The organism is Paenibacillus chondroitinus NBRC 15376, from assembly GCF_004000765.1.
GTDB lineage: Bacteria > Bacillota > Bacilli > Paenibacillales > NBRC-103111 > Paenibacillus_E > Paenibacillus_E chondroitinus.
Window position 1 is genome coordinate 219,746 of record NZ_BILW01000002.1, and the last position, 20,449, is coordinate 240,194.

Here is a 20,449-nt window from a genome sequence, read left to right on the forward strand (position 1 = left end):
GGTAGGTAACTTCTCCTAGTTCCAAGCACCCTAATCCCCTATTTCTCATCCCAATTTCAAAGAAATGACCACAACATTCACTAGAATGTGATACGCTGTTTGTTGCATATGCTTGGTGTGAGCGGATTCCGACTGAAAATACGTTCCTGCTTCGAATGCTATACAGTTATAAATAAATTAGACTTAGGGGTTAACTTATGCTGCAAAAAACACACAGTATTGCCGGTTTCATCTCGGCAGAACTCGTACTCGCTTCGCAACATGTAAGCTTTTTCTCATGGGACACGGCAGGAGCTCTTCTGTTGGGCTGCTTGGCAGGAACACTGGCCGATGTCGACAAGCCAGGCTCGACGATGGCCAAGGTTCTATTCCCGTTATCTGCCCTGCTTCGCATTCTGAAGGTCAAGCATCGGACGCTAACCCATTCGATTGTCTTTATCCTCCTGCTAATGATGATCTCATTGCCGATGTCGCCCTTGTACTTCTGGGTTTTCATCGTCGCTTATGCATCGCATCCGCTTATTGATTTGCTCAACGAACGAGGCATTCAACTATTCTGGCCGCTCCCGATGAAAATTCGTTTATTGCCGAAATTCATCGCAATTGATACGGGATCTACTAGCGAAACCGTATTCCGTTGGCTGCTTTTGGCCGTCACCCTACTGATCCCTTTTATGCTTTATGTATATCCCATGCTACTAAAATAAATAAAAGCCCCTTCTTCTCTGCTTGAAACAGAAAAGGAAGGGGCTTTACATTTACTGCATAGGAATGGATATCTTAAAGCAAATCCAGCCATCCTCCACACATACTTCGATTGTCCCTTTGTAGTGCTCAATCCGCTCCTTCACGACCGACAAGCCTAATCCTTGATGCTCGCCGTCACCTTTGGTACTGTAGCCGATCGAAAACATTTGATTGTAGTCCTCTACTTGGAAATCCGGCAGCACAGGGTTGGAAACAGAGATCGTCACTTGATTCGACTCCGACCATCCGTTCACAATGACCTCCCGTTCACCTGGCGGGAATTTATTCACCTCGTCAAAAGCATTATCAATCAAATTTCCGATAATTTTCACGAGATCAACGGATTTTACCCCTAAAGCTAAGCCATCAAGGCCTGTAAACTCATAAGTAAAATCAATTTTCGTCCGCATAGCAAGCGCAAACTTCGCTTGAATCAAAGCGGCGATCGCCGGATGGCCAATACGAATAATATCGTTCACTTCATTGATTTCTTCCAGCAACTCTTTCATGTACTTCATCTGGTCTTCTTTTTTGCCATTTGCAAGCAGCGCGTACATAGTCTGCACATGATTTAAGAAGTCATGCCGCTGGCTGCGAATCGTAGCAAACATCAAATCCACATTTTGAATGTACATTTCTTGTGTGGATTGAACCGCGGTTTCACGGCTTTTGGTAATAAATCGGAAGACAAAATAAATAAAGATGCAGCTGCAAACCGTAAACAGAACAACGACAAGCATAAGCTGAACGAGCTGTTTGTTTAAAGTCTCTTGAATCGATTGATAATCCGACGTAATGGAAATGACATAAGGAACTTCTCGCTGAATTTCGGTCAGTTTGTTCTTGACAGGGACGTACATAAACGTTTTGAGAATCGGTTTCCCATTCCAACTCTCTACAACGCTAACCGGTTTATTATTTTGGATGGCCTCTTTGTAATACTTCAAATCTTTGTCATTCGTAATGTTGTACGAACCGAACAGCAGCGGCCGATCATACACCGAAATGAAAGATGTGCCGTCATTGCCTTTGTACTCAATTGGCTTAGAGCCGAACGTAACCCCATGCAGGCCCGAAATCTCCAAAATATCCTGATTAGCCGCAAGCGTTTTCTTTACAACAGTGTCTGCACCGACGATTTCTTTAAACCGCTGAATTTTATCGGCGTTCACAAACACACAAATAATATAATTGGTCGAACCGTCGTAATAGTACCCAAATTTACTTACATTGCTGGAGCCCGAAGCAGGAACCTCGTAAATGCCGGACCAGAAATTCGGCAGTTTCTGACCTTCAGGAATCGAGACCTGGTAATTTGTCATTAATTGATCAAAGGCCGTAAACCAATAGCCGAAAGGGATTGTGCTTTTGATTTGAAGTTCTTTGGGTTCCGATGATTTGGCGACCATGATATCGTTTCCAACACCACTGCGCTTCATCAGCGAGAAGCCGTCGACCCCCGCTTGTTTGGCGAGTTGAACCAGTTGTTCATTGGATACTTTATCGGCATCCGGATCAAGCTTGCTCGCGGCGAAAAGTGCGACAGCGCGCAGCTTTTCTCCAACTAAATCTTCCACGAAGAAGGATCCTTCCTCTGACAGTTCAATGGATGTGCGGATTTGGTTGGCCGTCGACTCCATCCTCATCGATAAGGCTTCCGTTAACAGTGATTTCGTATACCAGTAATAAGAGGTATTATTCGTCACCAGCAACAGAATAACGATAATTAAGGTGATGTAGATGACTTTGGAGTTTATTCTCATGAAGATGTTCACACTTTCTATATTTTGTAAAATGAATATTACAAAGTCGACACTATGTAAAACTTATGTAAAACTTTTTTCGACACTATCCGAAATTAGTTGTCCCTTTCAGTAGTATAGTAGGATAGGAAAGCCTTGTCTATCAATTAATATTGCGGTTTATAAACCGTTGGTAAGATAGGGAAAATTACCAAGAAACAGGATGGGAACTAGAGGGGGGATTTCTCGTTGGTTTCTTCCTCACGGAAACGGAACTACAGGGCGCTACTTCTTTGAAAAAGCACCTTCTCACTTGCGCCGGGGAACCAGGGGACGCTATTTCTTCTCTTTTGGCTATAAAACAGCCAAACGCAAAGAAATAGTTGCCCTGTAGTTCCTCTCGCGCCGCCAAAACACCGCTTTTCTCCGAAATAGCTGACTGTAGTTCCTCTCAAGCTGCCAAAAAGAGAATGCAACCCTCAGGAACTAGGTTGCATGTTTAGGTTACTTAGCCGCTATCTCAGCACTTTTCTTCCAAATGATTCTTTCGCCTATGCGCAAGACAACATCGACTTGATGTGTCCCCATAGCTAACGGACGTGATGTTTTCAAGCTAAACAGGGCAACACTTGAACTTTGATCCGGCTGATTCACAATTCCTTTGTTCACGGAATTATGCTCGATTCCTCCGCGGTCTTCTCCCTCTTCGATGCTCAGTTGAAGCGGCATTTGCCCGGCATCGTAATCTTCCCTGCTGGTCCAGTCATTCACGAATGCCTGTAGTTCCAGCCGTCCGCTCTTCACACTTGGCGGAATGTTTTCGGCAATTACGGTATAATTTTTCTCAAACAAACTGTACTCATTTCCGGCAACTACTTGCGTTAACCCAAAGAGCGCCAGCACATCTTTTAAATTTATATACCAGCCTCCCTCTATAAGCTGAGCAGGCTTATCCAGAGGCACGTTCCCGCCTGCCTCTTCTTGCCAATGCACAACAGCACTGGCTTGATTTGCTTGCAAATCGAAGGAGTAATCGCCCTTGGTAAGCGTAATCTCATTCTTACCCGAAGCGGTGCTTACTTCATAGTGATACAGATCGGCCAGCTGGTTCACGTTTAAATAAGATTGGCCTTTGTCCGTGTAGCCTATCCTTACACCCGTGTTAAGCTGTAAATCTCCAGTGCCAGTCGATAGAATATTCACACCATTGGTCTCCGTCTTGGCAACATGAGCTATCGTTTGAGAATCCTCATCCCACAGTGTATCCTGCGTACCGTTCCAAAATGGAATCCACCCCGATCGGTTATCAACGTGTACTTTCAGCCACATAGATCCGCCATTCGGCGGATTCCAAGCCTCTGTCACTTCCACTGTCTGATTGCGCAGCAGCAATGTCGTGTCGTTAAACGGCACTTCCGGATATTGCGACAGTTCTCTTGCATCCTTAACCAACATCTTCCAGTGCACAGGTACGGCAGAATCCGGGTCTCCGACCAGCTTGTTAATCCATCCTGTTCCCTTCGAGGAACGCACATGATACCAGGTGCTGTTATGCCAAATTTCGTATGGACCTCTACCCGTCCATAAAGGTTCTACGATTTTCTCAAAAGCAATGACCGTCTCGTCTTTAAGCACCGCATCAACTTTCGCCAACCCCGCGAAAACAGTAGGGAATAACGGCGTCTCTCGCGCAATTTTCAGTGTTTCATCTGCCGGAAGAATGGTCACACCTTTGTCCCGCGTCCAGACTGTCCCTTGATCGGTTTGAACTTCGAAAGCGCGATCATATATCGTTGTAAATTCATGGATAATCGTGAAATCTCCGGCTGTCGTCGAAGACCAGTCCATCAACTGCTGATCTATACCCATTGCCGCGCCAAGGTCGCTTTTTACGGGAAGATTATTATAATGTGCTTTGCTCTGAACGTCGTGAACAGTGCCAATTTGATTAATTGGAATAAACGCCCAAAGATCGCCTAACCAATTTGTATGCACCTTAATCCAAGATTTGCGGTTGGGATCGTTGGTATAGAACCACATCTTTTCAGCATCTGTCACTTCCACCTCTTGGGGAGATAAAGCGGCGACAGGATCACTTTTCGTGCTTGGACTGCGATAAAGCGGTGTTTCATCTAAAAGCGTGATCCGCTTAGGCGGTGCAATCTCAATTTCCCAAGGTTTTGGCCTGATCCAACGAGGTCCGAACATGGTTTCGATTTTCCAAGTCGCCTCGCCGATCGACCAGCCGCTTTCGGTTTCCAGTACATGCACGGTCTGCGGAGCAAATGTTCCTTCAGGATTCGTGTTGTACGTATCCGCCGCAGCGTAATAAGGTGTGTCAGCTAGCAGTTCTATCTCGGCCGGGAATCGAAGCCCCTCTGGAGCAAAAGAACCTCCATAGATTGTATCCGCAGCCGCTTGGGACACATAGCCAGCCAAACCCATCGCTGCTGCAATAACCGTGAATGTGTACAGCTTTATTTTCATCATCGTAAACTCACCGCTTCCGCATTTTATTTAAAGGAAAATACTTCCACAACTTAGACGTTCTCCTGGTTAATAAGTTGCTTTTTTACGATTACTTTACTTGACCTCGCTACTTTAGTACTATAACAAGTATCGAATACATGAGGAGCTGTAAAAATGTCCAATGATGAAATCATCCTAACTCCCGAAGGATTGCGCAGTTTAGAACTTGAGCTTGAGGAATTGAAAACCGTTAAACGCAAAGAATTGGCAAGCCGGATTAAGACAGCCATTAGTTACGGTGACTTGAAAGAGAACAGCGAATACCATTCGGCCAAAGAAGAGCAAGGCTTCATGGAAACGAGAGTTTTAACCATCGAAAGAATGTTAAAAAAGGCGCGCGTTGTAACGAATCTGGATACATCTACCGTTCAAGTAGGATCGACGGTGGTCCTTAATGATGTGGAATTCGCCGAGAAAATTGAATACAAGATTGTAGGTACCTCTGAAGCAAATGTCAATGAAAATAAAATCTCCTACGAAAGCCCGCTTGGCGTCTCGCTCATGGGCAAAAAAGTTGGCGATACGATCAGCGTCAATGCGCCAATGGGTGTTATCTCCTACGAACTGCTTGAGATTCGCGTATAGTCTGGGTAACAAAAAAGGGCTGTCTCCTTGTAGATATATCTACCGGAAGACAGCCCTATTTGGTATTCTCCTTCAACTCTTATACCCCAACGACTTCAAAAAGCTCCAGTGCTTTCCGCATCTTCTCCAAGTACTCAGGATTACCATCCGAGCACATCCATTTCAGATTGGAATGTCCTTTGCCAAGAAGCTGGTCTCGATCACTTAGCAGCTGAGTCAGCCGGTTCACTGTGCCTGCGCTTCCATCAACAATCTGGATATGATCCGGCAGAATCTTTTTCAATACGCTTCGGAAAAAGGGAAAATGCGTACATCCAAGGACTAACGTACCATACATACTCAGGTCGAACGAAGCAAACTGGGTATGAAAATAATCAATAATTAGCTGGCTATCCACGTTTAATTGCTCACAAAATTGAACTAATTCCGGCATTGGCAGCGAATCCACCATGTGCATGTCATCGATACGGGAAACAAGCTCCCTGTATTTGGACTCTTTGAGCGTTAAAGGTGTAGCGAGCACAAGCACTCTTTTTCCCGAAGAACGGTTCATGGCAAGCGCCGGCTTCACCGCAGGTTCCATGCCGATAATCGGCATTTCGTAGATGTTGCGAAGTTCTGCGATCGCAATGCTCGTTGCCGTGTTACAAGCAATAACGAGTGCACTAACCTCTTCCTTGCTGATGGTTTCCACCGCTTGTTTCACAAAAGAAAGGACTTCATCCTTCGATTTCGTTCCGTATGGCACGTGCAGCGTATCTGCAAAATAAAGAAAGTCTTCATGAGGCAATTGCTTCATGGCTTCGTGTAAGACGGAAATTCCGCCTATTCCTGAATCAAAAAAAGCTATTCTCATTTGTTTTCACCCTGATCTCGTTCTTTCGATGTTAGAGCAATCCTGCTGTTATAAGTCCATTGCGAACGCCATCTTCATCCACATGCGTCGTCACATGATCGGCATAAGGAAGCAAATCCTTGTGGGAGTTCCCCATCGCGATGCCCATCCCAACAAAGGAAAGCATTTCCATATCATTCAAGCCATCGCCAAATGCAACTGCTTCTTCCGGTTTAATGCCTACAAGCTCAAGCAGTGCTGCAATCCCTTGTGCTTTGGAACCTCCAGCCGGTAAAACATCAATCGCGTGCTGATGCCAGCGAATCAGCTTAAATTCCGTTTGAAGCTCTTCATACAAATGTTCATCCGTATCTTCACAGTGCAGGAAAATCTGATAAATATCGTTCGTTTTCCAGAAATCCGGGTCATACCCTGGCAAATCCACCTTCAACGATGAAACGGATCCTGTTACGAATGGATGATCTTCCGTGTCCGTAAAAAACTGATGCTCCCCCTCGAATACGAGAGAATGTTTGTACTTCGCGGCAAGTTTGACCAAAGCTTCAATGCTGCTTTTGGCAATGATGCGTCTGTACAGTGGCTCCCCACGATACACGGCATATCCGCCGTTCAAACAAACATAGGAATCGATCCCGAGCTGCTCAGCCAAGGGCTTAATGAAGTATGGGGCTCGTCCGGTAGCAATCACCGGTTCAATGCCTTGCTGCTTTAATTGGTGAATAGCGGTTACTGTGGAAGCTGGAACCTGCTTTTCCTCATTGACAAGCGTACCGTCGATATCAAAAAACACAATTTTATACACAGTTGGGTCTCCTTTGCACTTGGCGGCAGCTGTCGCTGCCAGCCTTCTCTCTTTCTCTCATTAAACACCAAAAAGAGATAAAAAACAAAGAAAAAGAGAATCCCCCAGGCTTCTCTCCCCAATTTCTATACAATTTCATCAATCACACCGTAGGATAAAGCCTCCTCAGGACTCAGATACCAGTTTCGCTGATGCTCCTGAACACGAAGGATCTCATCTTGGGTTAGCTTTGTTTTAGATAAAAGGTATTCATCATAAATATTTTGCAGCCTCTGCGTTTCATCCACTCTATTCTTCAAATACTCCAGATGACCGTCAATATGCGTAGAAACAGCATGATACATAAAGGTGCTGAGCCTGCCGGCATACCTTTTGTGGCCACTCACAGCGATCAGCAAGCTCATGCTGGCAGCTAGTCCATACACGTAGGTGTGTACAGGCGTCTTGCTATTTTCGATCACATTAATGAGGCCTAGACCATCGTAGACGCTCCCCCCGTTGCTATTAATAATGACGTCAATGGGAATGCGTTTAAAATCTTTTTCCTTCTTATCTTTGTCATCATCAAATTGGTTTATTTTCATGATTTGCTCGACAATCGTTTTCACAGAGCTTTTATTAATGCCATCGAATAGATATAAGGTTCTTTCATTCATCGAAATGCCTCCTGTCCTATGGCCTATGATACAGTTAGTCTATTCCCGACAGAAGGACTTTGTAACACTTTTGATTGTTTTTGCTTATTTTTGGGCGAAAAAGAAAAGAACCTGGCACGGGGCCAGATTCATTTAGGTTTTTATAAGCAGGCTACCTATCTATGTGCTCATCAAATTGAACCGTAAAAATCGAACCCCTGCTTAACTCGGACTCCACCAACACCCTACCGTGATGAGCTTCTACAATCTCTTTAACAATAGACAGCCCGAGTCCCGTTCCCCCGATTTTCCTGCGATCCGAATTGTCTACCCTGTAAAATCTCGCAAACAATTTATCCAACGCATCGGCCGGAATGCCGAGTCCATAGTCTTGAATTTTGATGAGCACACGGCCATTCTCACGTTCCACATACACATCTATCTTCGATCGATCAGGAGAGTACTTGATGCTATTGGAGATCAAATTATGAAATACCTGTTTGAGACGTTCTTCGTCCCCGTGAATAAAAGGGAAATCATGAAGGACATGCAGTTCAATCTCATGATTGTCTCTACCCTGCCATTGCTCCACGATTTCACCTACCAAATGTGCTGCGTTGAGCGTTTGAAAATGAAAGACCTGCCGTCCTGAATCCAATCGCTGCAAGTCCAAAAAATCGTTGATTAGATTGGACAGCCGCATAGATTCCTTATGAATCGTCTCTACGTACTTGACTCGCTTGTCCTCCGTAACGTTCCGAGTCGCCAAAATCTCACTAAATCCCATAATGGAAGATAGCGGAGTTCGGATTTCATGGGAAATGATGGAGACAAATTCATTTTTCATCTCATCGATCCGCTCCTCTTCGGTCCGGTCCCTGAATCCGAACAAATGACCTCTGAGCGTGTCAGCCCCCTCGTTCACAATGGGATTGACATAACATTCATAATGCTTCATTTCACCGGAAAGCGATACTCTTGAGATCCTTTTCAAAAAAGGCGGTATACTTTGGTTGAAATAGGCCTCAACGAGGGATTTAAAAGTAGTGTCTGACGTTCGCATGCCTTCGCAATACGTGGACAAACAGTCCCCTTTGCGAATCGGATTTTCAAAAAAAAGCTCCACACGGCGGTTTGCAAAAATAACCCTGCCAACGGTATCACACATGATGATAGCTTCATGACTGGACTCCAGCATTTGCTCGATAATCGTGTTCTGTTCGGAGATCGTCCTTTCCGCTTGCTGGCTTTCCCCAAGGAGCACTTTATAGCTAAACTCGCTCTCTTTGACTTTTCTATAAAGATCCGCCATGTTCAAATACATTTTCGTAAATTCATAGATCATGCCGGCCAGCACGACATTCGAGCAGACAAAGGAGTTCAACTTCGCCACATACCAACCTAGACTGAAACGTCCGCCCCCGCAAAGAACAATGATTACATCCAGCATCATCGCTAGAATCGCTACGCAAAGCCATGTTGAGGTTACCGTACTAGCTTTAGTCCGGATGTAAAAGATGAGCAATGTGATGAACGTAAGTATAACGATCGGTATCCCAACAAACTTAACAAATGAGGGAGACAGCTGTCCTTGTGACAAAACGGTTGGCAGCTGCTCAACGTAATGCGTCGTGAACAACGTACATACGGTCATCGCTACAATTGTACCTACAAATGTACACCAACCGGCAATCTTAGCCTTGCGAGCACTGTACCGCACATTTTGGTGTTTGGCGTCAAGCCGCAAATAAATCAGGACGGCCAGCGGAAAGCCGATATGCCAAAGCGCATACAGCCACACAGAGGTCTGTGGTCCCGAGTTGAACAACCCATTATCAGCAAAAACACGGGGGAAGGCGAGGATGTAAACCAAGCTCATGCCCGCCGAGTACAAATAGCCCGCAAAAAGAGCAAGCACGGCGGGTTGGCGGGAGATTTTAAACTGACTATATATCACATAAGCCGTAATGAGTTCAAAGCAAACAACCGTAGAAAAAATAGCCGGCTGGAAGGCCGGCATTTCTCCTAGTTGAACGCGGACAAAGGGGACGGAAAATAAAGAGATCAGGGTTACTAAAGCCCCAATGATATAAGCAAACCGCCGCTGCGCACGATTAGACGGCATCGTTATTAAATTATATACCGCCGAAGGCAGCGCTTGATGTTGACTCATGATTAACCCCCGATAATGCTTAGCTTTGTGCTTTACACGGTACGAAAGCCTCACTTCTTATTGTGGCAAGAAATGAGGCTCCTTATGATAAAGCTTACGTATTTTCTTCCATGTGAGCTTGGTAGCGCTCCAGCGAGACTAAGCGATCCTCAATGAGTTCAATGTCCTCTGATTGAAGCAGGAAGCTTTGCAGCGAGGCGCCTTCGTCATCTGCAATTGCAATTTCACCTTTCGCATTCACGACTCTATGCCAAGGCAGCTTGTACTTTTTGCTCATGGCATGCAAGATCCGCACGACCTGACGGGCTCCTCTAGGGCTTCCCGCAAGGCGCGAAATCTGCCCGTAGGTCATCACTTGGCCTTCCGGGATGGATCGGATAATTTCGATCACTCGCTCCGTGTACGGTGTCATGTTAGCCTACAATGGTGGCAAATTTGATGCATACCGGTTTGGACAGCGTCAGCACGCTTCCCGTTGGCAACAGCTTCCCAGTTGCTGCATTTCTTGCGAACGATACAATGTTATCGGAGTCTTTGTTTGCGACTAAAAGATGTGCCCCGTCCGGTGAAAGGGCAAAATTGCGTGGATGCTTCCCTAACGTAGGTGCATATTCAACAGGAGACAATTTACCTGTATCCGCATCAATGGCGTACACAACGATGCTGTCATGCCCGCGATTCGAACCGTAAAGATACTTGCCGTCCGGAGAAACGTGAATATCCGCGCAAGCATTTTCACCTTCGAACGCCTCAGGCAGCGTAGAAATCGTTTGAATTTCAGTAAGTTCGCCCTGCTCCTCTCTGTAGCTGAAAGCTGTCACAGTTGAGCCTAACTCATTGATGACATAACCATATGTATAGGATGGGTGAAAGGCAAAATGACGCGGGCCTGAGCCTGGAGCGACGGACACTTCACTGTGAGGATGCAGCTTTTTCGCAGCAAGATCCAGCTTGTACAGCTTTATTTTATCCAATCCTAAATCACAAACGCCTACATAGGTATTCGTACGATCCAAGAAAACGGAATGAGCACGCGGTCTATCCTGCACCTCCAAAAGACTGGAGCCTTCATGCTGCTGAATATCTGCATTCTCGCCAATTCGTCCGTCCGCCAGCACAGGCGACAAGCCCACCATGCCCCCGTGATAGCTCGAAACCATAACGACTTGATTCGAATGATCAAGCTGGATATGGCAAGTCGTCGCTGGAAGCGTAATCTCATTATTCAAAAAAGCTAATTTCCCCGAGACCGTGTCAATATCATAGGAACTTGCTGCTCCGCAGCGTTGACCGTTTGCATCCGTTCCTTCCGATATCGCGTAAAGCCTCCAATTTTCTTTATCAACGGAGAGAAACGTTGGATTTTGCAAGCCATCCACTTCATGAAGGACTTCCAGACTTCCATTCCCTTCTCCAAATTGACATGTATACACGCCTGGATTGCTTGAATCCGCATAGGAACCAATAAATGCTAACGTTTTTTGGGATTTAGACATAATAACCATCTCCTATCTATAAATTTCCTATGTGCATTATCTCAAATCCAGTCCTCAGGAGCAATATGTGGGGGATTAGGATACGTTGGACGGGTAGTGGGGCTGGTTCCATAGGAAAGCACACCGCCACAAACAAAAAAAAGACGGACACATCGTCCGTCTTTCCCATTATTAAACCTTGCGAGATGTCAGCTTCGCTTGCGTGAAGAGCAGGAGGTAATCGTAGCCGCCTGCTTTGGAGTCCGTTCCCGACATGTTAAAGCCGCCAAAAGGATGAACACCGACAAGCGCGCCCGTGCATTTGCGGTTGATGTACAAGTTGCCGCAATGTACAGTGTCAAGCGCTTCGGAGATACGCTCTTCGTTTGTCGAGAAGTACGAACCCGTCAAACCAAACTCGGTATCGTTGTACATTACGATAGCTTCTTTCCAATCCTTCGCTTTGGCGATGGCGAGTACCGGCCCGAAGATTTCTTCCTGCATAATGCGAGCTTTACCGCTCACATCGCCGAATACGGTAGGCTGAATGTAATAGCCGTTCCCTTCCGCCTTGCCGCCGCCAGCAAGAAGTGTTCCTTCGCTTTTGCCAACTTCGATGTAATCAAGAATCCGCTCGTAGGATGTCTTATCGATAACCGGACCTGCCGCATAATTAAGCTCAGGCAAACCGCTTTGCAGCTGGTTCGTTAAGGCAACTACTTTTTCGACCACTTCGTCATATACGGACTCTACAATGATGGCCCGGGAACCCGCGGAGCACTTTTGCCCTTGGAAGCCGAAAGCCGAAGCCACGATTGCCGCTGCAGCCGCGTTAAGATCAGCTGTTTCGTCCACGACGATACCGTCTTTTCCACCCATTTCAGCCACGACACGCTTGATCCAAATTTGCCCTGGAACGGTGTCAGCAGCAAGTTTGTTGATGCGTAATCCTACTTCTTTGGAGCCTGTGAAGGAAATAAAACGCGTTTTCGGATGCGTCGTTAAATAGTCCCCAACCTCTGCGCCGCTGCCTGGAATGAAGTTGATGACGCCTGCTGGCAGACCCACTTCTTCCATGAGGGCAACAAATTTATGCGCAATGACCGGCGTCGTGGAAGCTGGTTTAAGCAAAACGGTGTTACCGGAAACAACGGCCGCCATCGTCATCCCAACACAAATGGCGAGCGGAAAATTCCATGGAGGAATAATAACGCCAACGCCTAGCGGGATATACGTAAGCTTGTTATTTTCGCCAGGAATTTTGACCAGTGGCTGCGTCTCGTTGATTTCACTCAGGCGAATCATTTCACGCGCATAGAACTCGATGAAATCGATCGCTTCTGCCGTATCGACATCGGCTTCCACGTAGTTTTTGCCGGATTCCAGCAGCATCAGCGCTGAGAATTCATGCTTGCGAGCGCGCATCAGCGCCGCAGCTTTGAACAAGTATTCGGCACGCTCTCTTGCCGGAACTTTTTTCCAAGATTCAAAAGTTTCAAGCGCAACGTTCATCGCTTTCTCAGCAAGTGCTTGGTCCGCTTTGCTGACATACCCGATAATTTCATCCACGTTACCTGGGTTAATGGACGTAATTTTCGCTTCCGTCGTTACTTTCTCCGTCCCAATATAAAGCGGATACTCGCGGCCTAATTCCTCTTTTACTTTCGAAATAGCTGCCTGCATGGCCTTTTTATTTTCCTCTAAGCTAAAATCCGTAAATGGCTCGTTCGCGTAAGGGCTCACCTTTGTAAATGTTGTCATGTTATTTCTCCTCTCCGAGTGGGAAGTTTATTTGAACATATTTTTAAGAACAAACCAGACATTGGCTGGACGTTCTGCTAGCCTTCTCATGAAATAACCGAACCAATCCACACCATAAGGAACATAGATGCGTACCCGGTATCCTTCTTTCACTAATTGCTTCTGCAGGTCTTCACAAATTCCATACAGCATCTGGAACTCAAACTGATCGCCCGAGATTCCGTTTGCCTTAACAAAATGCTTCGTAAAATTGATAATTGCTTCATCATGACTGGCGATCGCCGTATAATGGCCGTTTAACAAATGTTTTTGAATTATTTTTTTATAGTTCTCATCAACAGCGCTTTTTTCTGGAAAAGCAACCTGCGGGGATTCTTTGTATGCCCCTTTCACAAGACGCAAGTTGGCGCCAAGCTCATGCAAATCATCGATATCCTGCATCGTACGGAACAAATAAGCTTGAATCACGATGCCTACATTATCGTAGTCTTTTCGAAGTTCGCGGTAGATGTCGAGCGATACTTGGCAGTGCGCATAGTCTTCCATATCAATCCGGACAAAATTGCCGTGCATCCGAGCGCGGTCAAGAATCCGTCTCATGTTGCTTACACACAATTCTCTGCTTATGTCCAGACCAAGTGAGGTCATTTTGAGAGATAGATTGGAGGTGACGCCTGCTTGAGCGATGGCATCCAACGTTTGGATACACATATCCGCCGATTCCACGGCTTCCGCTTCACTGAAAACAAACTCCCCTAAATGATCCAATGTGGCAATTCGGCCATCCTGATTGAGTCCGCGCACAGCTTCGATTGATTGCTGAATGGTTTCACCGGCAACGAAACGTGCGGCGCCAAAGCGTAAACCATATCGCTTCGCTAAGCGATTCGCGGTCCGGCTCTTCCCTAAAGATTGAAACATGTTTCTCATCATGAGTTCCATCTGTGTTATTCCTCCAAAGGAATTTGTACAATAGTGTTTAATTTATGCTTTAATTGTACACTATAAATTATATTTTGAACACTATTTGTTTATGTGTATATTTTTCATAATTTTGAACACATTATCAACTATACTCCTATCATACTCGCCGCCCTTCCAGAACGTGTTGAATCGCCATTAGCTTCGTGGTAAATTTATAGCAAATCAACGCTCCATAAATGAGGTCGACTATGTTCAAAAATGAACACTTTCTGTTAAACACCGCAATTGTTACTGTTCCATTAGAAACAACGCTTGAGGAAGTTTCCTTCTATTTAAATAAAGGCACGGGTGTTATTACGCATTCGGATAGCCACACCTGTTTATTTACACCGGAGGACGCCGCGCTTTTACCTGCATTATCGGCTGCGAACATCCAGGATTTATTGGAAAAGAGTCCTTTTTTCCTTGCTGAATCTGTGCAATGGGACGACAACGAAAACCTGGCAAGCCACATTCCACTGACGTTGTCATCGAACCGGCCTCTTCTGATCAAGGATAAAGAAGGGAACATTCGGGGATACTCTTCCTTATCAGACTTGCTGCGTGCTGCAACGCTTGAACAGCAAAAATCGGCGTCTTATTTCGCTGCCCTTGCTGACACCGTTACCGATGCTGTCACGGTCGTTGATCGAGACGGCTCTGTGATCTACTGGAATACGGTTGCCGAAGAGCTTTATCAGCTTCCTAGCGCAGACATTTTAGGAAAGCGGATTGGTGAGCATTTTGACGTGGAAACACTGATGGTGCTCAAAATTTTGGACGAAGGCCGCATGATTCGTAATACGTATCACCGACCACGCCCAGACACACATGTCCTTATCAACGCCTCGCCGATTCGGGACGCCCAAGGGCTGATCATTGGCGGTATTGCGACTGAACAGGATATTACACAGTTGGTGAGGTTAAATGAACAGTTAACGGCAGCGGACTCTTTCGGAATTCCTAATAAAGAACAAACGGAAGATTTATTTACGTTAATCAAAGGCAAAGGCCCTGCTATCGGCAAAGTGATTCAGTGGGCCAAAAAAGTGGCTGCAACAGAAACACCCGTCCTCCTCATCGGAGAATCGGGTGTTGGCAAAGAGCAGCTTGCTCATATTATTCATCAGTCCAGCGCGCGATCCGAGCATCCTTTCTTGACGCTCAATTGCGGCATTGTACCCGCGGGACTGCTTGAGGCTGAATTATTCGGCTATCAAGGCGGGGCTTTTACAGGAAGTGAAACAGGGGAAGCCGGGAAGCTGGAACAAGCCAAAGACGGCACTCTATTTATTAATGAAATCGAAAAGCTTCCACTGGATCTTCAAGCCAAACTCTACCACTCTATCACGCAGCACACCATCGTCCGTTTGGGCGGAAGTCAGCCTATCCGGATTCGGACGCGGATTATTATTGCAACTACGCAAGATTTGGCAGCTAAACTGGCTACCCAGGAGTTCCGCTCTGATCTGTACTATGCGCTTAATGTGATTTCCATCCGGATTCCGCCTTTACGCGATCGAACGGAAGACATTCCCGCCATGGTCCATATGTATTTGAAGCAATTTTCTTTGAATTATCAAAAGCCGGTTCCCGTGCTTTCACCGGAAGTTATTTTGGCGCTCACGAACTATGCTTGGCCAGGAAATATCCAGGAATTAAAAAATGTCATTGAGCGCTGCGTCATTTTAAGTGATGAGGATATCATCCAGCTTGAGCATCTGCCTACAGCTTTGCAAGAAGGTCAACCTAGTCTCGCCTCTTTTGAAGGAGATTCCGCAGCCGTATTGTTGAAAACGAAAGTATCGGACGAGGAAGAAATCATGCTCATTGAGGAAGCGCTAGCCAAGACAGCAGGAAATAAAAGCGCAGCCGCCAAGCTGCTCGGCATTTCCCGAGGCACCCTTTATAACAAAATGAAGGAATTTCATATGGAGTAAAAATAAAAGTAAAAATCCCCTTCCATAGCCAGATGGAAAAGGGATTTTTTTACTTACCAGCCTGCTCAAGGGTATACCTGACAAAAGCCAACGTTTCATCGATTGCGTTCAGCTCATCTCCCTTGCGCCATGCCAGGGCTTGCCGAATCAGCGGCTCCCACTTGCTTCCATGTGTTGTGTCTAGCACCCACTGGGCTGCGGCAGGTTTGGAGGCGACAAGCCCCTCTTCGATCGTGTACAAGCATCTGCACATCGTAAGAATCGCATACGCCTGATATTCACTCGAATCAAGACGTGACGCATCCTCGAATAACGGGCTCCACCATTCGGTTAAAATCGCCTGCGCAGCTTTTTTAAGCTCAACCGGCGCAACAGGTTCAATCAGGTCCTCCGGTGCTGGGCCAAACAACGTAATGCCATATTCACGAAGGATGGCACGCTGAATGATCCAATCGCTCCCATGCCCGTCTAAACCAAAGCTGCCGTCACAGCGTAATGACGGATGCCAACACCGCTCAGGATCATAGCGCTTGAGCAATTTCTGCGAAATGTATGAGCCTTCCATGTTGCAAGCCCATGTGAACCCCCGGTCCCGCAGCTCGGCATGCATCTTTTCCAAAGCTGGAAGCTTTTCCGCAGGCAGTTCAGTTCGGGTTGCCACTAGAAAATCAACATCGCTCGTTTCACGATTGAAGTCCCCCAGCGCCAAGGAACCGTGAACATAGACAGCAACAACGTCCTGATCGAGCACACGTAGGATGCCAAGAACAAGTTGCACTAACATTTCATTGATATCTGGAAAAGGCGTAGGTTTCTGGTTAGGGATAAAACAGTTCCCCTTTCTTAACGAAGGGCTATCTTTATCTTTGGTACACCGCCGGGAAACTTTCTCCTGACATGATTTCGCCTGGCGCCACATGAATATGTGGTTCCATCGGATGGCCGCCTGTCGGAGCATAATACGTATGACCTGGCATATAGTGAACCGCAATCGCCCTGCGTTTCAATTCTGAACGGTTATTCGGACTGCCGTGCCATGTCAGAGAGTGGTGATAGCCGACTTGACCTTTTTTAATTTCAAAAGGGACCGCTTCCACCTTTGCTCCTTCCGGAAGCAAATCCGGTTGTTTGTGAACCGGCATGAATTCATCGTTCGAGCCTAAATATTTTTGATGGTTGCCCCATTTATGGGAGCCCGGCACCATCCACATACAGCCGTTTTCTATGACGGCATCATCCAACGCAACCCAGGCGCTGATGAGATCAGCGGGTTGAATCACAGGCCATAGCGGATGATCTTGATGCCAGTGAGTTGGTCCTCCCATGACCGGCGGTTTGTACTGAATTTGATCGTGCCAGATCCGAAGCGTATCCGTACGGCATAGCTGCGCCACATCTTCACATATTCTACGGTTGGACGCATGCTGTAAATACACGTCGCTTGCCATCCATATATTCACGATTTGGACAACCGTTTCCTTCTTCGTTATCGTCATCCCGTAATGGGAGTTATCGAGCATATTTCGGTTGAGGATTGGCTTTTTGACAGATTTCCCTTCCATCACGTTTTCCAGTTCTTCACGCAGTTGCTCCACTTCTTCATCGGATAAAACGACATCGCCTTTCAGAAATCCCAATTCATCGAATTGTTTGATCTGCTCTTGTGTTAGCATGATTGATTCCTCCTCGCTTGATATACCTTTATTGTAAGGTCAGCAAGCCTCCGAGTCGTTAGATATTTCCAACCTGAAATTGCACTTTTCACAGATATATCAGCTATTGGAAATTAACCGGCCTATTTTGGAAAGGCATGGTGTATGATGGTAAAGAAGCTTGTCAACCACTAAGGAGGTTTCATATGTCTGAGCAGCTTATTATTGGAAACGCTTCACATCTTTATGCCGTACAAGAAGGCTGGGGCCAACTGCCGGCAGATATCCAGTATGGTTACACCCATGGGATCGTCGTAGACGATGAAGATCGTGTGTATGTCCATCACACTGGCAAAGAATCCGTTGTTGTATTTGACAAAAACGGCACCTTTCTCACCTCCTGGGGAAGTGAATTTGAAGGCGGGGCCCATGGCTTTTACTTGCATCGCGACCCGGATGGACAGCAGTACCTTTATTTTGCAGACACCAGACGTTCCATGATTGTCAAAACGACGTTATCCGGTGAAGTACTCCTGCGGATTACGCCGCCGGATCGGCCTGATTTGTATGATGCCGAGCGCAAATATGTGCCAACGGATGTCTGTGTCGCTCCTAACGGTGACATTTATGTTTCCGATGGTTATGGCCAATCCTACGTCCATCATTACAATGCAGAGGGCACATACATCCGTTCATGGGGCGGAAAAGGATCTGAGCCAGGCAAGCTTAATTCGCCTCATGGCATCTCCATCAATCTGCGCGGAGAACAACCGGAAATCTACATAGCTGACCGCAGTAACAACCGTATTCAAGTTTTCACTCTAGAGGGGGAGCATCTACGTTTCGTTGAGCATAATCTGGATCTTCCATGCTCTTTCTACTTCTTCGGCGATGAGGTCTATCTGCCCGATCTGCATAGCCGGGTGACCATTTTGGACGCAAACGACCGCTTGATCACGCACTTGGGCGAGGATCAACAAGCCTACAAACAGCAAGGTTGGCCGAATCTTCCCAAGAGCTATTACCGAGCGGATCGATTCAGCTCCCCGCACGGCATCTGTGTAGATTCCGTGGGCAACGTCTATTTGGCTGAGTGGATTTCCGATGGCCGGGTAACGAAGCTGGTCAGACAGCGGTAAACAAAAGGGACTATCTACAAGGTCATCATTGATGACTTTGTGGATAGTTCTTCTTTATTGACGCAAGCACACAATCTGGCTGCAACGCTCTATTTGTCCAGTGAAAATAAAGTTTTAGACTGACTAAAAAATGAAACAGCGGCGGCCCGAGACTTGAAAAATAAAGTCTTAGACTGTCGCTGTCTTTGTTCAACTATCGTATCCGTTAGAGTAATCCTGACCTGTCATCTTTGTACGTTTCACCACAATGTATCTAAACATAAAGCACAAGATTCATTCTATCAACTTTATATAAATCAAATCCGGGAGTAAACCAAAATTGCTTTATTCCTATTTCCTGAATTAATTGAACTTCTTCGATATAAATTGGATACATTCCAGTTAAAAATATTGATTTACCGTTTGTTTTAATTTCTATTCTATCTTTATCTAGTATTGATGGGGAAAAAACTAAGAATCCTCCCATTTTAGATTCCACACTTATAGGTTCTTCAAAGGTGAAAAAATCTCCGTATGAAAATCTTTTTATGCCTCTTCTTTCCGAGGCAAGATATGCAATAGCCTCTCCCCAAGTGGGATCACTTGTCTCAAGACTTAATATTAATTCCGGTTTGCCCTCTGACCATTCGGGATGCTCACCTTCTGAAAGCCCGTACGTAATAAAAGTAAGCATTCCTCTCTCAGGAATATTTTTATATGTGAATAGGTATATAGGTTTTCCATTATCCCTGGCATTAAACTTACTGATTTTATAATCGGTACCAAAGATCTCTTCAATGTACTCTAAGAATAATTCAACATTTGCTTTAATCATCTTTCCTCCTAAGATATTACTCAACTACGATTCTCACTAAAGTTTATTTTTTCTTTAAGATTCAATATTAAGGTATAAATAAATTTCTCCATTATGTTTCTTAACGACATTGACTGAACCTAAATCTAGATCTCGAAGATCATGACCCCAGATACCGTATTTGCCGTTTGTTTCATTCCTGTTTTTAAGCTTGCCTCTCTCCTTCACTGGAATTATTTTAATACTGGTTGTATCTTCTTCTTCCTGATAAATATTATGATATATTTTACTGATCTGATTGATTAAGTCTGATCTTAATAATCTGGAATTATTTATTTCAAACACTTTGGGCTTTTTTAATGGGTAGTCTATGACTATATAGATACTTCTATAATTTAAAACTACTTCGTTCTTTTTCCTCAATCGTGCAAGTTCATCTTCTGGTGATTCTATACTGATCCAAGGGATTAGTCCATTAGGGAAAGTATCTAAATCCTCTTTATTGGCTTTAACTTCGAATGTAATCTCCTTTAGAAATACTCCTTTATTTTCATCAAGCTCATTAGCTCGGTTGATGTAAGAGCCTCTTATTAGTAATTTAAATTTCTTAATGTAATCTAACATTGTCATAGGTCTTACTCCTAATTTTTACTGTTG

Annotated in this window: 18 protein-coding genes; 4 read left to right on the forward strand and 14 right to left on the reverse strand. The window is 45.4% G+C overall.

The window, feature by feature from the left end; genetic code table 11:
- Positions 1–197: 197 nt before the first annotated feature.
- Positions 198–707 carry a metal-dependent hydrolase gene (locus tag PCH02S_RS03485; protein WP_127450119.1) on the forward strand — a complete coding sequence of 170 codons (510 nt, stop codon included), beginning with the start codon at positions 198–200 and terminating at the stop codon, positions 705–707.
- A 51-nt stretch (positions 708–758) separates the two neighbouring features.
- Here the strand turns inward: PCH02S_RS03485 and PCH02S_RS03490 are convergent, their stop codons facing one another.
- A complete protein-coding gene (locus PCH02S_RS03490; protein ID WP_127450121.1) occupies positions 759–2,510 on the reverse strand; it encodes a sensor histidine kinase in 1,752 nt (583 codons plus the stop codon).
- 483 nt (positions 2,511–2,993) lie between these two features.
- On the reverse strand, positions 2,994–4,979 hold the full coding sequence (locus PCH02S_RS03495) for a stalk domain-containing protein (protein WP_127450123.1): 1,986 nt from the start codon (positions 4,977–4,979) through the stop codon (positions 2,994–2,996).
- Between the two features lie 153 nt (positions 4,980–5,132).
- On the opposite strand from PCH02S_RS03495, the gene greA reads away from it, so the two are divergent.
- A complete protein-coding gene (gene greA / locus PCH02S_RS03500; RefSeq protein WP_127450125.1) occupies positions 5,133–5,603 on the forward strand; it encodes a transcription elongation factor GreA in 471 nt (156 codons plus the stop codon).
- A gap of 79 nt (positions 5,604–5,682) precedes the next feature.
- Here greA and murI read toward each other — a convergent pair whose 3' ends face one another.
- The 8 genes from murI to PCH02S_RS03540 form a co-directional block, all read right to left on the reverse strand.
- Positions 5,683–6,459: a glutamate racemase gene (gene murI, locus PCH02S_RS03505; RefSeq protein WP_127450127.1), complete on the reverse strand. Its 777-nt coding sequence runs from the start codon at positions 6,457–6,459 to the stop codon at positions 5,683–5,685.
- A gap of 31 nt (positions 6,460–6,490) precedes the next feature.
- Positions 6,491–7,261: a Cof-type HAD-IIB family hydrolase gene (locus tag PCH02S_RS03510; RefSeq protein WP_127450129.1), complete on the reverse strand. Its 771-nt coding sequence runs from the start codon at positions 7,259–7,261 to the stop codon at positions 6,491–6,493.
- 125 nt (positions 7,262–7,386) lie between these two features.
- Positions 7,387–7,917 carry an ATP-dependent Clp protease proteolytic subunit gene (locus PCH02S_RS03515; protein ID WP_127450131.1) on the reverse strand — a complete coding sequence of 177 codons (531 nt, stop codon included), beginning with the start codon at positions 7,915–7,917 and terminating at the stop codon, positions 7,387–7,389.
- A 151-nt stretch (positions 7,918–8,068) separates the two neighbouring features.
- Positions 8,069–10,069, reverse strand: coding sequence for an MASE4 domain-containing protein (locus tag PCH02S_RS03520; RefSeq protein WP_127450133.1), 2,001 nt, complete (start codon positions 10,067–10,069; stop codon positions 8,069–8,071).
- A gap of 94 nt (positions 10,070–10,163) precedes the next feature.
- Complete coding sequence (locus PCH02S_RS03525; protein WP_127450135.1) at positions 10,164–10,481, reverse strand: MGMT family protein; 318 nt, start codon at positions 10,479–10,481, stop codon at positions 10,164–10,166.
- A 1-nt stretch (position 10,482) separates the two neighbouring features.
- Entirely contained in the window at positions 10,483–11,565 is a 1,083-nt protein-coding gene (locus PCH02S_RS03530) for a lactonase family protein (RefSeq protein ID WP_127450136.1), read from the reverse strand.
- A 171-nt stretch (positions 11,566–11,736) separates the two neighbouring features.
- Positions 11,737–13,305, reverse strand: a complete 1,569-nt coding sequence (gene pruA / locus PCH02S_RS03535) for an L-glutamate gamma-semialdehyde dehydrogenase (RefSeq protein WP_127450138.1) — start codon at positions 13,303–13,305, stop codon at positions 11,737–11,739.
- Between the two features lie 27 nt (positions 13,306–13,332).
- Positions 13,333–14,247, reverse strand: coding sequence for a proline dehydrogenase family protein (locus tag PCH02S_RS03540; protein ID WP_127450140.1), 915 nt, complete (start codon positions 14,245–14,247; stop codon positions 13,333–13,335).
- Between the two features lie 230 nt (positions 14,248–14,477).
- On the opposite strand from PCH02S_RS03540, the gene PCH02S_RS03545 reads away from it, so the two are divergent.
- On the forward strand, positions 14,478–16,208 hold the full coding sequence (locus PCH02S_RS03545) for a sigma-54 interaction domain-containing protein (RefSeq protein WP_127450141.1): 1,731 nt from the start codon (positions 14,478–14,480) through the stop codon (positions 16,206–16,208).
- A gap of 49 nt (positions 16,209–16,257) precedes the next feature.
- Here the strand turns inward: PCH02S_RS03545 and PCH02S_RS03550 are convergent, their stop codons facing one another.
- Together PCH02S_RS03550 and PCH02S_RS03555 are read right to left on the reverse strand one after the other, a co-directional pair.
- Positions 16,258–16,992: a nucleotidyltransferase domain-containing protein gene (locus PCH02S_RS03550; RefSeq protein ID WP_164819422.1), complete on the reverse strand. Its 735-nt coding sequence runs from the start codon at positions 16,990–16,992 to the stop codon at positions 16,258–16,260.
- 76 nt (positions 16,993–17,068) lie between these two features.
- Positions 17,069–17,881 (reverse strand): phytanoyl-CoA dioxygenase family protein, encoded by an 813-nt coding sequence (locus PCH02S_RS03555; protein WP_127450145.1) that lies wholly within the window; start codon positions 17,879–17,881, stop codon positions 17,069–17,071.
- A gap of 185 nt (positions 17,882–18,066) precedes the next feature.
- Here PCH02S_RS03555 and PCH02S_RS03560 point away from each other — a divergent pair, with 185 nt between their 5' ends.
- Positions 18,067–18,999: an NHL repeat-containing protein gene (locus PCH02S_RS03560; RefSeq protein ID WP_164819423.1), complete on the forward strand. Its 933-nt coding sequence runs from the start codon at positions 18,067–18,069 to the stop codon at positions 18,997–18,999.
- 253 nt (positions 19,000–19,252) lie between these two features.
- Here PCH02S_RS03560 and PCH02S_RS03565 read toward each other — a convergent pair whose 3' ends face one another.
- Positions 19,253–19,813 carry a suppressor of fused domain protein gene (locus PCH02S_RS03565; RefSeq protein ID WP_127450149.1) on the reverse strand — a complete coding sequence of 187 codons (561 nt, stop codon included), beginning with the start codon at positions 19,811–19,813 and terminating at the stop codon, positions 19,253–19,255.
- 54 nt (positions 19,814–19,867) lie between these two features.
- Complete coding sequence (locus PCH02S_RS03570) at positions 19,868–20,422, reverse strand: hypothetical protein (RefSeq protein ID WP_127450151.1); 555 nt, start codon at positions 20,420–20,422, stop codon at positions 19,868–19,870.
- Positions 20,423–20,449 lie beyond the last annotated feature (27 nt).

Coding starts and splice junctions, on each gene's coding strand:
- PCH02S_RS03485 (WP_127450119.1), top strand. CDS start 198: ATGCTGCAAAAAACACACAGTATTGCCGGTTTCATCTCGGCAGAACTC.
- PCH02S_RS03490 (WP_127450121.1), bottom strand. CDS start 2,510: ATGAGAATAAACTCCAAAGTCATCTACATCACCTTAATTATCGTTATT.
- PCH02S_RS03495 (WP_127450123.1), bottom strand. CDS start 4,979: ATGATGAAAATAAAGCTGTACACATTCACGGTTATTGCAGCAGCGATG.
- greA (WP_127450125.1), top strand. CDS start 5,133: ATGTCCAATGATGAAATCATCCTAACTCCCGAAGGATTGCGCAGTTTA.
- murI (WP_127450127.1), bottom strand. CDS start 6,459: ATGAGAATAGCTTTTTTTGATTCAGGAATAGGCGGAATTTCCGTCTTA.
- PCH02S_RS03515 (WP_127450131.1), bottom strand. CDS start 7,917: ATGAATGAAAGAACCTTATATCTATTCGATGGCATTAATAAAAGCTCT.
- PCH02S_RS03520 (WP_127450133.1), bottom strand. CDS start 10,069: ATGAGTCAACATCAAGCGCTGCCTTCGGCGGTATATAATTTAATAACG.
- PCH02S_RS03525 (WP_127450135.1), bottom strand. CDS start 10,481: ATGACACCGTACACGGAGCGAGTGATCGAAATTATCCGATCCATCCCG.
- PCH02S_RS03530 (WP_127450136.1), bottom strand. CDS start 11,565: ATGTCTAAATCCCAAAAAACGTTAGCATTTATTGGTTCCTATGCGGAT.
- pruA (WP_127450138.1), bottom strand. CDS start 13,305: ATGACAACATTTACAAAGGTGAGCCCTTACGCGAACGAGCCATTTACG.
- PCH02S_RS03540 (WP_127450140.1), bottom strand. CDS start 14,247: ATGGAACTCATGATGAGAAACATGTTTCAATCTTTAGGGAAGAGCCGG.
- PCH02S_RS03545 (WP_127450141.1), top strand. CDS start 14,478: ATGTTCAAAAATGAACACTTTCTGTTAAACACCGCAATTGTTACTGTT.
- PCH02S_RS03550 (WP_164819422.1), bottom strand. CDS start 16,992: ATGTTAGTGCAACTTGTTCTTGGCATCCTACGTGTGCTCGATCAGGAC.
- PCH02S_RS03555 (WP_127450145.1), bottom strand. CDS start 17,881: ATGCTAACACAAGAGCAGATCAAACAATTCGATGAATTGGGATTTCTG.
- PCH02S_RS03560 (WP_164819423.1), top strand. CDS start 18,067: ATGTCTGAGCAGCTTATTATTGGAAACGCTTCACATCTTTATGCCGTA.
- PCH02S_RS03565 (WP_127450149.1), bottom strand. CDS start 19,813: ATGATTAAAGCAAATGTTGAATTATTCTTAGAGTACATTGAAGAGATC.
- PCH02S_RS03570 (WP_127450151.1), bottom strand. CDS start 20,422: ATGACAATGTTAGATTACATTAAGAAATTTAAATTACTAATAAGAGGC.